Origin of the sequence: Campylobacter concisus (assembly GCF_003048835.2) — a bacterium.
GTDB lineage: Bacteria > Campylobacterota > Campylobacteria > Campylobacterales > Campylobacteraceae > Campylobacter_A > Campylobacter_A concisus_D.
The window spans coordinates 446950-459612 of sequence record NZ_CP060705.1; the positions used below are offsets into that span (position 1 = coordinate 446950).

At 42.6% G+C, this 12663-nt stretch carries 13 protein-coding genes; 12 read left to right on the plus strand and 1 reads right to left on the minus strand.

What is annotated here, in order from left to right; all coding sequences use genetic code 11:
- The first annotated feature begins 49 nt into the window (after positions 1–49).
- The 5 genes from gap (at position 50) to CVT08_RS02230 (ending at position 4735) form a co-directional block, all read left to right on the plus strand.
- Positions 50–1048 carry a type I glyceraldehyde-3-phosphate dehydrogenase gene (gene gap / locus CVT08_RS02210; protein ID WP_107856576.1) on the plus strand — a complete coding sequence of 333 codons (999 nt, stop codon included), beginning with the start codon at positions 50–52 and terminating at the stop codon, positions 1046–1048.
- Positions 1049–1064: 16 nt separating this feature from the next.
- Positions 1065–2264 carry a phosphoglycerate kinase gene (locus CVT08_RS02215; protein ID WP_107856577.1) on the plus strand — a complete coding sequence of 400 codons (1200 nt, stop codon included), beginning with the start codon at positions 1065–1067 and terminating at the stop codon, positions 2262–2264.
- A gap of 3 nt (positions 2265–2267) precedes the next feature.
- Positions 2268–2951, plus strand: coding sequence for a triose-phosphate isomerase (locus tag CVT08_RS02220; RefSeq protein WP_107856578.1), 684 nt, complete (start codon positions 2268–2270; stop codon positions 2949–2951).
- A gap of 217 nt (positions 2952–3168) precedes the next feature.
- Entirely contained in the window at positions 3169–3987 is an 819-nt protein-coding gene (fabI, locus tag CVT08_RS02225; protein WP_107856579.1) for an enoyl-ACP reductase FabI, read from the plus strand.
- Between the two features lie 79 nt (positions 3988–4066).
- Positions 4067–4735, plus strand: coding sequence for a DUF2625 family protein (locus CVT08_RS02230; RefSeq protein ID WP_107856580.1), 669 nt, complete (start codon positions 4067–4069; stop codon positions 4733–4735).
- A gap of 754 nt (positions 4736–5489) precedes the next feature.
- Here CVT08_RS02230 and CVT08_RS02235 read toward each other — a convergent pair.
- Complete coding sequence (locus CVT08_RS02235; RefSeq protein ID WP_107856581.1) at positions 5490–6596, minus strand: FtsW/RodA/SpoVE family cell cycle protein; 1107 nt, start codon at positions 6594–6596, stop codon at positions 5490–5492.
- A gap of 52 nt (positions 6597–6648) precedes the next feature.
- On the opposite strand from CVT08_RS02235, the gene CVT08_RS02240 reads away from it, so the two are divergent.
- The 7 genes from CVT08_RS02240 (at position 6649) to CVT08_RS02270 (ending at position 12617) form a co-directional block, all read left to right on the plus strand.
- A complete protein-coding gene (locus CVT08_RS02240; RefSeq protein ID WP_107856607.1) occupies positions 6649–7620 on the plus strand; it encodes an RluA family pseudouridine synthase in 972 nt (323 codons plus the stop codon).
- Positions 7553–8227, plus strand: coding sequence for a fibronectin type III domain-containing protein (locus CVT08_RS02245; RefSeq protein ID WP_196381020.1), 675 nt, complete (start codon positions 7553–7555; stop codon positions 8225–8227). Before CVT08_RS02240 ends, CVT08_RS02245 begins: the two co-directional genes overlap by 68 nt.
- A gap of 118 nt (positions 8228–8345) precedes the next feature.
- A complete protein-coding gene (locus tag CVT08_RS02250; protein WP_087581575.1) occupies positions 8346–8759 on the plus strand; it encodes a hypothetical protein in 414 nt (137 codons plus the stop codon).
- Positions 8759–9946 (plus strand): tRNA (guanosine(46)-N7)-methyltransferase TrmB, encoded by a 1188-nt coding sequence (trmB, locus tag CVT08_RS02255; RefSeq protein WP_107856582.1) that lies wholly within the window; start codon positions 8759–8761, stop codon positions 9944–9946. Before CVT08_RS02250 ends, trmB begins: the two co-directional genes overlap by 1 nt.
- The gene (locus CVT08_RS02260) at positions 9930–10601 is read left to right on the plus strand and encodes a cell division ATP-binding protein FtsE (RefSeq protein ID WP_004317228.1); all 672 of its coding nucleotides are present in this window, start codon (positions 9930–9932) and stop codon (positions 10599–10601) included. Before trmB ends, CVT08_RS02260 begins: the two co-directional genes overlap by 17 nt.
- Entirely contained in the window at positions 10588–11403 is an 816-nt protein-coding gene (locus CVT08_RS02265) for a cell division protein FtsX (protein ID WP_107856583.1), read from the plus strand. Before CVT08_RS02260 ends, CVT08_RS02265 begins: the two co-directional genes overlap by 14 nt.
- Entirely contained in the window at positions 11400–12617 is a 1218-nt protein-coding gene (locus CVT08_RS02270) for a murein hydrolase activator EnvC family protein (protein WP_107856584.1), read from the plus strand. Before CVT08_RS02265 ends, CVT08_RS02270 begins: the two co-directional genes overlap by 4 nt.
- The last annotated feature ends 46 nt before the right edge of the window (positions 12618–12663 follow it).

Below are 12663 nucleotides of genomic sequence, written 5' to 3' on the forward strand. Positions count from 1 at the left end.
AAAATTCTTTTTTGTAGAATTAGGCGTAATTATATCAAAAGGAGCTAAGATGTCAGTTAAAGTAGCAATAAACGGCTTTGGGCGTATCGGTAGGTGTGCCGCTCGTATTATTTTAGAGCGAGACGATGTTGAGCTTGTCGCTATTAACGACACCGCAACAAGGGATATGACGAGGTACTTGCTCAAATACGACAGCGTGCACGGCGAATTTAAGCAAGACGTTAAGGTGATAAGCGACGAATTTATAGAAGTAAATGGCAAAAAGATAAGAGTTTTTTCTACAAGAGATCTAAACGAGCTTAGCTACGCAGACTACGGCACAGACGTGGTTTTAGAGTGCACTGGCAAGTTTTTAACCACTGAAAAATGTGAGCCATATCTTGCTCGCGGCGTCAAAAAAGTCGTCATGAGCGCTCCCGCAAAAGACGACACGGCGACATTTGTAGTTGGCGTAAATGACGATAAATACGCAGGCGAGGCGATCGTCTCAAACGCAAGCTGCACTACAAACGGCCTAGCTCCAGTTGCAAAGGTGCTAAACGATAAATTTGGCATCGTAAAAGGGCTAATGACCACGATCCACGCCTATACAAACGGACAGAGCCTAGTAGATGTAAAGGCTAAAGACTTCCGCCGCTCACGCGCTGCAGCGCTAAATATCGGACCTACTACCACCGGAGCTGCAAAAGCGATCGCTAAAGTGCTCCCCGAGCTAAATGGCAAACTACACGGCCAAGCAGTGCGCGTGCCAGTGGCAAACGTCTCAATGGTCGATCTAACGGCGGTTTTAAAAAGACCAGCTAGCAAAGAGGAGATAAACGAGGCGTTTAGAACGGCTGCGGAGTCAAATTTAAAGGGAATTTTATTTGTTGATGACGACTACAGAGTTAGCAGCGACTTTTGCACAAGCACCTTTAGCAGCATCGTAGCGAGCGACACTACGCAGGTTATCGCTGATGATATGGTGAAGGTCTTTGCGTGGTACGACAACGAGTGGGGCTACTCAACAAGGCTTGTCGATCTTGCTAAGATCGTGGCTACAAAGTAAATTTAAAGGGTGAAAAATGAGTGATATTTTATCGATCAACGACCTTGAGCTTAATGGTGCAAAAGTCTTTATAAGGTGCGATTTTAACGTGCCTATGGATGAGTTTTTAAACATCACTGATGACCGTAGGATCCGCTCAGCGATACCAACTATCCGCTACTGCCTAGATAACGGCTGCAGCGTGGTTTTGGCTAGTCACTTGGGTCGTCCAAAAAATGGCTTTGAAGAGAAATTTTCACTTCGCGGCGTAGCAAAAAGGCTATCAAGACTGCTTGATAGAGAGGTGATATTTGCTGAAGATGTGATCGGAAATGATGCTAAGACAAAGGCTGAGGCGCTAAAAGCTGGTGAAATTTTGATGATAGAAAATTTACGCTTCGAAAAAGGCGAAACCAAAAACGATGAAGCTTTGGCAAAAGAGCTTTCAGAATTTGGCGAATTTTACATAAATGACGCATTTGGCGTTTGTCACAGAGCTCACGCATCGGTTGAAGCGATCACTAAATTTTACGATGAAAAGCATAAGGCAGCGGGATTTTTACTACAAAAAGAGATAAATTTCGCTCAAAATTTGATAAAACATCCATCTCGTCCATTTGTCGCAGTTGTGGGTGGCTCAAAGGTGAGCGGTAAGCTTCAAGCATTGCATAACCTTCTGCCACGTGTAGATAAGCTCATAATTGGCGGTGGCATGGCATTTACATTTTTAAAATCAATGGGTGAAAATATCGGAAATTCGCTCCTTGAAGAAGAGCTCATCGAAGATGCAAGGCAAATTTTACAAAAAGGCAAAGAACTAGGAGTGAAAATTTACCTGCCAGTGGATGTCGTCGCTGCTCAGACATTTTCAGCTGAAAGTGCCGTAAAATACGTCCCAGCACAGGAAATCCCAAATGGCTGGATGGGGCTTGATATCGGACCAGCGTCTATTAGGCTATTTAAAGAGGTCATCGCCGATGCACAAACCATCTGGTGGAACGGACCTATGGGTGTTTTTGAGATGGATAAATTTAGCAAAGGTAGTATCAAAATGAGCCACGCTATCATCGATACTCACGCGACAACCGTCGTTGGCGGTGGCGATACGGCTGACGTGGTCGAGCGCGCGGGAGATGCTGATGAAATGACATTTATCTCAACTGGTGGCGGTGCGAGCTTGGAGCTCATAGAAGGCAAAGAGCTGCCTGGCATAAAGCCGCTTAGAAAAGAGGAGTAGGTCTTGAAATTTCTAGCGAATTTAAAGTGCAACCACACAAGAGAGAGCTTTAGAGAGTACGCGAAAATTTTAGACGCAAATTTAAGCGCAAATGACGACGTGAGCGTATTTGTACCAGCTAGTGCCTTTGATGAAAAAAGGCATCTTTTTAGGCTTGGGGCGCAGAATTTCTACCCTTGCGAGAGTGGGGCATTTACTGGCGAGATCGGCAAGGTAATGCTTGATGAATTTGATATCAAAGACGTGCTAATCGGCCACTCTGAGAGGCGTGAAATTTTAAAAGAGAGCGAGGAGTTTTTGCGAGCGAAATTTGACTTTGCTGCAAAAAATGGCTGGAATGTCATCTACTGCATCGGTGAAAATTTAAGCACAAACGAGAGCGGAGCGACCAAAGAATTTCTAAGCCGCCAGCTTGAAAATATAGACCTTGGCTATAAAAATTTAGTCATCGCCTATGAGCCGATATGGGCGATAGGAACTGGCAAGAGTGCGAGCATAGAGCAGATAGATGAGGTGCTAAGTTTTTTAAAGACAAAGGCAAACGTGCCGCTACTTTACGGCGGAAGCGTCAATGCAGCAAATATCGCTGATATCGCAGGTATAAAGAGCTGCGATGGGGTGCTGGTAGGCACAGCCAGCTGGGATGCGAATAATTTTCTAGGGCTTATTAGCGCGGCATCTCGCTGATAAATTTAAACGATCTTGCAAATTTCATCCTTCGACAGGCTATCTGCCTAGTCTTGGGATGAAATTTACTTCGAAACATTTAAATTTACCTAGCGATATATCCGCTTGTTGGTTTGTTTAAATTTCGAAACGCAAATTTAAACATCTGGAATTGCGTGATACTGCCGCTATTAAATTTGGTTTAAAATTTGAATTGCAAAATTTTAAAGGAGAAATAATGATTTTAAAAGGTAAAAAAGGTCTGATCGTAGGCGTCGCTAATGCTAAATCAATAGCTTACGGCATCGCAAAAGCTTGTCACGATCAAGGTGCGCAGATGGCATTTACATACCTAAATGACTCTCTTAAAAAGCGCGTTGAGCCGATCGCTGAGGAGTTTGGTAGCAAATTTGTCTACGAGCTTGACGTAAATAACCAAGCACATTTAGATGGGCTTGCTAGCCAAATCAAAAAAGACCTTGGCGAGATCGATTTTGTCGTGCATGCTGTGGCCTATGCGCCCAAAGAGGCGCTTGAGGGCGAGTTTGTAAACACCACAAAAGAGGCATTTGACATAGCGATGGGCACTAGTGTTTATTCGCTGTTAAGCCTTACTCGCGCGGTCCTACCGGTGCTAAAAGAGGGCGGCTCGGTGCTAACTCTTACATATCTTGGCGGACCAAAATTTGTGCCACACTACAACGTTATGGGCGTTGCAAAAGCGGCACTTGAGAGCTCAGTTCGCTACTTAGCACACGACCTTGGCGCGAGAAATATCCGCGTAAACGCCATTAGTGCAGGTCCTATTAAAACGCTTGCCGCAAGCGGAATAGGCGACTTTAGAATGATTTTGCGCTACAACGAAGTAAATAGCCCGCTAAAACGCAACGTCACCACTGAAGACGTCGGCAACAGCGCTATGTACCTACTTAGCGACCTAGCTAGCGGCGTAACAGGCGAAGTCCACTACGTAGATTGCGGCTACAACATCATGGGCATGGGCGACGTGGCTACCGACGCCGAGGGCAACACGATCTTAGCTTGGGACGCAAAATAATATACTAATATAAATTTGGCGGGGCGACTCGCCAAATTCTTCTTTTAAATTTCACCAAATTTGATCAAAAGGACAGAAAATGAGGACTTTAGACGAGCTTATAGACACAAATGAGCCAGGCTGGGCGCTGATCGAAGAGTGGCTAAAAGAGGCCAAAAACGACTATGAAATTTTGCCTCGCGATGAGAGCAGGGCGCAAAGTGAGCTTTTAGGGCTTCAGGTCACCACTCGCTCGCCGATGGGAGCGCTTGTTTATGGGTGCGGCGGCATAGTGATAGATGGCGGTTGGCTGCGCCTGCTTGGCTCAGGATGCGAGCAGATGAAGCGCGGAATTTACAGCTTTAACCTTGGTAAAAGCTTTAGCGAAGCAGGGCAGATGCCTAGCTATTTGCTCGTGGCGGATGATGTTTTGGGCGGATTTTTCGCGGTAAATGGCGGCGCCTTTGGTGGTAAAGCTGGCAACGTCTTTTACTACGCACCAGACAGCGGCAAATGGGAAGATACGCAGCTTGGCTACTCGCAGTTTTTATACTGGGCGCTAAGTGGCGATATATCTAAATTTTACGAGCTTTACCGCTGGGATGGCTGGCGCGATGATGTAAGAAATTTTAGCCTTGATAAGGTGATGTTTGCGCTACCACCACTTCTTTGGCAAGACGCCGACGTAAGGCTAAGGCTAAAAGATATGAAAAAAGATGGCGTTAATATCGATGAGTATTTTGCCTCTTTGTTTAAGGGGGAGAAATAGGATTGATTTTGTAAATTTCGGCTTTTGCAAATTTTAAAATCTTACTCACTCACCTTAGCAACTTACTAAATTTTGAAGCGTGATATGCTCGCTCATTAATTTTTAAAATTTGCCTGACACTCGCATGATGATAAAACGCATGCAGTGCGCAAGCACTATTGCATGTCACCTCTAACGTTGTTGGGGTTAGGGGATTGTTAAGGGGGAAGGGAGCGACTTCGTAATTCAAGCCTCTTCCCCCTTAACAAAGAAATAAAACTTTAAATTTTAAAAATCTATTTTGCAAATTTTAAAATTCCATTCACTCGCAAGAATTGACTACTAAAATTTGGCTTCGCTTTCAGCTTAGCTCAAATTTTAGAGCCGAAATTACTCGTTCATGAAATTTTAAAATTTGTCGTAGTTTCTTTAACTGCATGCGGCACGATAGTGCCATTGCATGCCCTTTGAACGTGCGAGGGGATAGGTGGATTTTAAAAGGGGGATAAGGGGACGGCTTCGTGTCTGCCACTCAGTTGCGAGCCCGCGAAGCAAAATTTAAATCCCCTTGTCACCCTTTTTTAATAAAAAGAATTTACAAATTTAATGAAGCTATTTTATAAATTTTAAAACTTTCATTCACCCCTAAGAATTGACTACTAAAATTTGGCTTCGCTTTCAGCTTAGCTCAAATTTTAGAGCCGAAATTACTCGTTCATGAAATTTTAAAATTTGCCTGACGCTTATCTGATTTGACAAAACAAATTTGCAAATTTTAAAATTTAAATTTCACCGAGCGGTAGGTCTGATCAAACCTAAATGTTAGCAGATTTTGCAGTATCCCAAAAAGTACCATGAAGGTGACGAAGCTGCTTCCGCCGTAGCTAAAAAACGGCAGCGGCACGCCCACAACCGGCGCAAAACCGATTGTCATCGAGACATTTACCCCCACGTAGACGAAGATGAGCGCGGCTATGCCAGTGGCAGTCACCTGCGTGAAATAATCATTCTTAAGCCCGTAGTTTAGGCTAAGTAAGTGCGTTATAAGCGCTCCATAAAGCCCAAGCAAAAGCAGCGCCCCGTAAAAACCAAAACGCTCGATATTGTAGGCGAAGATGAAGTCACTTGTGGCGATTGGCAAAAATTTAAAATGCGTCTGCGTCGCCTCGTCCTTTGGCTTGCCCTTTAGCCCGCCACTACCTATGGCGATGATGCTTTGTTTGACGTGGTAGCTTGGCTCTTCAGCGATGAAGTCGTGGATCCTCTTTTTTTGATAATCATGCAAATTTTCATACAAAACTGGCGCCGAAAATCCTATGGCAAGGATGATGCAGATCCAAATTTTCTTATTTACACCGATGACAAAAAGGATGGTGTAGCCAACTATCAAAAGTATGAGCGCGGTGCCAAGATCAGGCTCTTTCATGATGAGTGCAAAAGGCAAAAGTATGTAAAAACTAAGCCTTAAAAAGTCTTTTAGCCCGTATCCCTGGGCCTCTGGAGGGCGCTGCTTAACTAGATAGGCTAGCATCAGCAAAAAAGCTGGTTTCATGAGCTCTGAGGGCTGAAGCGTGAAGTGAACGAAGGGGATCTCCAGCCAGCGCCTAGCTCCAAGCTTGCTAACGCCAAAGATATCAACGCTTAAAAGTAGCACGATGCAGACCCAGTAAAACATCGGGATAATCCAGTCTATGCGCCTAATAGGCAGCAAAAATGCTATGAAAAATGAGACAAATCCTATGCCAAAATATACAAGCTGTTTGTTCGCCAAAATGTCGTTTGCTTCGGAAACTAGGATGTATGAGATGGCTATGATTGGGATGATTAAAAACGGCTGAATAAAATCAAAATGTGTTAAAATACGCCGATCTAGTTTTATCAAGAAGCAAACCTTGTTTTTTGGGCTAGATTATATCACAAACAAGGCTTTGATTTTGGTTAAATTTAATGTTTTAAATAGCTCAAGACTCGACGTTGCAGTGGCGCAGGAGCTTCAAATTTCACGTAATCAAGCTTTAAATTTGATAAAAGACTCTCTTGTAAGCGTAAATTTAAAACCAGTCTCAAAACCAAGTTTTATTTTAAACGAAAACGATGAAATTTGCGTAAATTTTGCCCCAAAAAAAGAGGTGCAAAACGAGTACGAAGTAAATTTTGAGATCCCTATCATCTATGAAGATGACGATCTCATAGTGCTAAATAAGCCCCCGCAAATCGTAGTTCACCAAGCCCCAAGCGTCAAAGAGGCGACGTTAGTTGAGTGGTTAAACAAAAAGGACTTTATGCTCTCAAATTTAAACGGCGACGTAAGAGCCGGCATCGTCCACCGCCTAGATAAGGGCACGAGCGGCGCTATCGTCGTTGCTAAAAACAACTTCGCCCACGCAAAACTTAGCGAGCAGCTAAGCGATAAGAGCATGGGGAGAATTTATCTAGCGCTCACTGACTTGCCCCTAAAAGAGGACGTGATCATCGACAAGCCAATCGGCAGAAATCCAAACAACCGCCTAAAAAAAGCGATCGTCGCGGACGCTAAATTTGCCAAAAGTGCCTTTGTAAATTTACTAAGCGAAAGCGGAGTAAATTTGATAGCAGCAAAGCTTTTTACAGGCAGGACACACCAGATAAGAGTGCATCTTGCTAGCATAAACCGCCATATTTTAGGCGATGATTTATACGGATTTAAGAGCCAAGGCGATAAAATAAGCAGAGTTATGCTTCACGCTTATATGCTCTATTTTATCCATCCACGAACTGGCAAAAGGGTAGAATTTACCGCAAAAACGTATGATGACTTTAACCAAATAATTTACAAAAAAATTCCCAAGGAGATTTTTGATGAAAAAATTTGCCCTACGCATATTGACACCATTTTTAGTAGCTTTCTTAGCGGGATGCGGCTCTAGCGTACCGACCCAGCAAAGCACGTCACTACCAACTATCACAAGCTTAAAAACTATTTCAGATATGACAGAAGTTGGCTTTGAGTGGAACCCAGTGAGCGACGAGAGCGTCGTTGGCTACTACCTTTACCGTTCAAATCCAAACGATGCAAACTCAAAAATGCAACTAGTTGCAAACATAAAAGACCGCTTTGCTACGCACTATGTGGATCGCGACCTAGCTCCAGAGACAACTTACTCATACCAGATGAGAACCTACTCAAGCAACGCCATCTCTCAACCAGGTGCGATCGCAACTGCGACAACTAAGCCACTACTTGACTCTGTGCCATTTGCACAAGCTATCACAGGGCTTCCAGGCCGTGTAAAAGTGATCTGGAGACCACATCCTGATAGCACAGTAGCAAGCTATCTCATCCAAAGAAGCGATGCAGGAGCTAATAAATTTAGCCAGATCGCAGAGGTAAATGGCAGACTAAACGCCGAGTATATCGATACTGAGGTAAAACCTGGCAGGTCTTATGAGTATAGGATATTAGTTAAAACTTCTTCTGGCGTCATCTCAAAACCAAGCCAAAACATAAGCGCCACAACAAAGGAGTTACCCTAAATCAGTAACAAACGTCCAAGCGACTAAAAATGCACCAAAAAAGATCATTTTAACGTGGGATTATGCGCCAGCTGAGGATTTTTCGTACTTTAAGGTTTATAGAACGACTAGTAAAATTTTGCCTTACACATATCTAGCAAAAACGACTAGCAACACCTATGAGGACCTCATAAACACAAACGCTGCGACAAGGTACTATAGAGTGACAGCGGTCGATAAAGACGGTCTTGAGAGCTTGAAGCAAGAAGAGCCGATCGTTGGTAGCACACTTGGCGCGCCAAAAACTCCAAGCATAAGCGCTAGCTACGATGGTAGCGGTGTAAATGTAAGCTGGAACGCAGTTGATAGAGCTAGCTCATATACAGTTTATCGAAGTGGTGCTAGCGAGAAAGTCTTTAGCGGTATAAGTGATACTGGGCTTAGAGATGACAGCGTTCAAAAAGGAGCTAGTTACTCTTACAGCGTCGTAGCAGTTGATGAGTACGGCATCGCATCTGATAAGTCATCAAAAGCAGAAGTTAGCATAAAATAATGCCAAATTTCATCGCTTCATCCTTAAAAGAGCTCTCGTTTCCATTTGGTAACGACAAGATCAAATTTCTTTGGCAAGCAAGTGGCCGAAACGAGAGGCTCATCTACACAAAAAATGAAGATGAAGGCTTTTTTCTAGTCGTAAAGCCTGGTAAAACTGGCACCGTCGTAAAGGGAGAAAAACTTACAAAGCCTGCTAAAGTTGGCCTTTTGCAAGAAGCACTTGAGCTTTTTAAAGAACAAAGTTGTAACGACATCATCAGCCAAGCATTTGCTGTAAAAAAGACAAATTTGACCAAAAAAGTTAGTGAAATTTTAAGTCTTGAAGAGTTTGCGCCAGCATTTTGCGAGCTAAAGGATAAATTTAAAGAGATTTTTATAGAGATCGGCTTTGGCTCTGGCAGGCACTTGCTCTATCAGGCTAAAAACAACCCAAATGCCCTAGTTATAGGCATAGAGGTCTATAAGCCAAGCATCGAGCAAGTAGCAAAGCTAGCTAGAGCAAATGCCCTAGAAAACGTGCGTCTGATAAACACCGACGCCAGGCTCTTACTCTCGCTTGTTGGATCAAATTTAGTTGATAGAGTATTTTTGCACTTTCCAGTGCCTTGGGACAAGGCTGAGCATAGACGCGTGGTCTCATCGGCGTTTGCGCTTGAGTGCGAGAGGATACTAAAAGTTGGCGGTAAATTTGAGCTACGGACTGATAGCAAAGAGTATTGCGACTTTAGTTTGAGTAAATTTTTAGAGCCCGCAAACTCAAAAATCGAAGCTTTTAAAAATAGAAATTTAGAAGTAACAAGCAAATATGAAGACCGCTGGAGACGCCAAGATAAGAATATCTACGACGTTATTTATACTTGTGAGGTTGAAAGTAGCGAGAGCGTTTTGGCTGGGGATTTTAGCTTTAAAGAAAAGACAAACGTAAAAAATATCATTAAAAATTTTAAAAATTTCATCGTCAAAAAAGAGGATCACTTTTTACATTTTGAGGAAATTTACACCATAAATGAGGGTGAAATTTTGCTAAAAGTCGCCTTTGGAGCGTTTAACAAACCAGAGCAGTGTTTCATCAAAATAAGCGATGAGAAAAGCGAATATTTTATAAAAAAACCGATCTTAATACGTGAAAATTTAGCAGCACACGAGCTTTTGAAGGAGTATTTGGCTGATGCAAGAGATAATTAGCGCAAGAAATTTAAGCCTAGCTTATGAGCGCAACGAGGTTGTGATCAATAGCGTAAATTTAGACATCTACGCAAATGACTTTGTCTTTATTACAGGCAAGAGTGGAAGCGGAAAAAGCACGCTTTTAAAGTCATTTTACGGAGAAATTTCGCCCCTTGCTGGCGAGCTAAATGTTTGCATGACGCAAATGGATGACATCGATGACAAGAGACTTTGCGAGCTTAGGCAGCGAGTTGGCATTATATTTCAAAACTATCGCTTGATAAATGAGTGGAATGTCGAAAAAAACGTCATGCTGCCACTCATCATCAAAGGCGTCAATCAAAATGTGAGCAAAAAGCAAGTAGCTAAACTTTTAAAGCACGTAAATATGCTTCACAAGGCCGATAAATACCCTCGCGAGCTAAGTGGCGGCGAGCAGCAAAGAGTCGCCATGGCAAGAGCTCTCGCGCACAATCCAAATTTACTCTTATGTGACGAGCCAACAGGAAATTTAGACGAATACTCAAGCGACGTCATCTGGTCGCTTTTAAAATCAGCTAGAGAATTTCTAGGCACAAGCGTGGTTGTGGTGACGCATCACATCCCATCAACGCTTCGCATCCCATACCGCCACTTCGTCATAGAAAATGGAGGCGTGCATGAGATCGCTTAAAAACCACATGGGATTTATATTGCCGTTAATCGCGCTTTTATTTTCAGTGCAGTTTAGCCTTACAGCGGACAAGGTCGTAAGAGAGTATGAGAGGCTTATGGGAAATGACTACAACATCGTGGTGGTTTCAAACAAAGAGCTAAGCGAGCCAGTGCTAAAGCCAGTGGTTAGCACGCTAGCTAGCGTCGAGCCACTAAGCCCACAAAAGATCATAGACCGCCTATCAAACGATATCTCGGCTAAAAATTTATCCATCCTACAAAATGCCTTGCCTAAATTTTACTCGCTAAGACTAAGTGAATTTCCATCGCCAGAGTATATGGAGGAGATAAAGCAAAAGCTTTTGAAATTTGATGGTATAAGCAAGGTTGAGACATTTTCAAAGACCCATGATAAGGTCTTTAAGATGCTAAATTTAGCCAAAAGTATATCGTATGCATTTATGGCGATACTTTGTGTTGTAGGGCTTATGCTTATGCTTAAGCAGACTAAAATTTGGCTATTTGAGCATAGAGAACGCATTGAAATAATGACGCTTTTTGGCGCGCCATTTTGGCTAAAGTCAGCCATGCTTTATAAATCAGCCATGGTTGATAGCATAGTTGCGACCATTGTTGTTGGTGCTTTTTTCTTTTTCTTACCAAATTTTGAAATTTTTAGAGAAAATGCCGCAAGTATCGATGTAGTTTTGCCTAGCCTTGATCTTTCAAGAGATATCTTTATCTTATTTGGCGTGGCTGTTGTTTTAAGCATTTTTGCTGTTAGTTTAGTGATGAGTAAGGCTAGAAAAAGCACGATATGAAAAAAGGAATTTTTACACTTTTGCTAGCATTTGGCCTAGCTTTTGCATCAAATACTAAAGAGAAGATAAAAGACTCCAAAAATTCGCTAAGATCGAGCCAGGTGATGAGTGAGCAGCTTAGTAAAAAGCTTGATGACTTGGCTGGCGATATCGTAACTGGCGAGAAAAAACTTCGTGGTATAAGTGGTGATATCACAAATTTAAAGGGTCAAATTTCAGTTCTTGAGACAAATGCTTCAAAAGCGCTTCTTGAGCTTGATGATCTAACAAAGCAAAACAAAGAGCTAGAGCGCACCCAAAAAGAGCTAGAGCAAAATATGATAAGGATCATCGCAGAAGATTTATCATTTGATCTTATGATGTCAGCAAGCGAGGGCAAACAAAGCAAAGAGAGCATCATCTCGTCGCAAATTTTAACCAAACTAAACGCCATAGCAAAAGAGGACTTTAAAAGGCTTAGCCAGAACTACGAAGATACGATAGAAAAGATAAAAAACAAATCAAGCAAGATAAATGAGATAAACTCAAGCATAAAAAACTATAGACGCAAGCAAAATGATCTACAAAGTCTAGAGAGCACGCAGAAAAATACAATAAGCGGACTAAAGCGTGATAAAGAAATTTACAGTAAAAAGTTAGCCAAGCTTCAAGCCCAACAAGATGAGCTAAGAAAGACACTAGAGCAGCTTGCTATCATGCAAAAGCAAGAGGATGAAGCCGCACGTGCTGCCAGAGAAAAGCAAGAAAGAGCAGCTAGTAAAGGTGACAAAAAAGGGTCAAAGAGCCAGCCAATGGGTGGGGGCTATCAAACAAGCTCAGTTAAGAGATACTCAGGCGCAAGGACGATCGCTCCGCTTGATAGCTACTCTGTAAAGCAAAAATTTGGCAATTACGTAGATCCGATATATAACATCAAAATTTTTAACGAGTCAGTCGTGCTTCGCTCAAGTACCCCAGATGCGAAGGTAAAAAGCGTGCTAAATGGCAAGGTGGTCTTTGCAAAAGCAACTCCTATGCTTGAAAATGTCGTCATTATAGAAAATGAAAACGGCATCCACACGATCTACGCTCACCTAAGCCAGATCGCGCCAACGGTTAAGGTAGGCTCGCTCGTGCAAAAAGGCTACGTCATAGGCCGAGTTAGAAACGATCTCACCTTTGAAGTAACGCAAAGGAACTACCATATCGACCCGCTTGAAATGATCTCAAAATAGTCACTTTGTAAGCGTTATTAGCTAAATTTAAAGCCTTTTTGGCTAA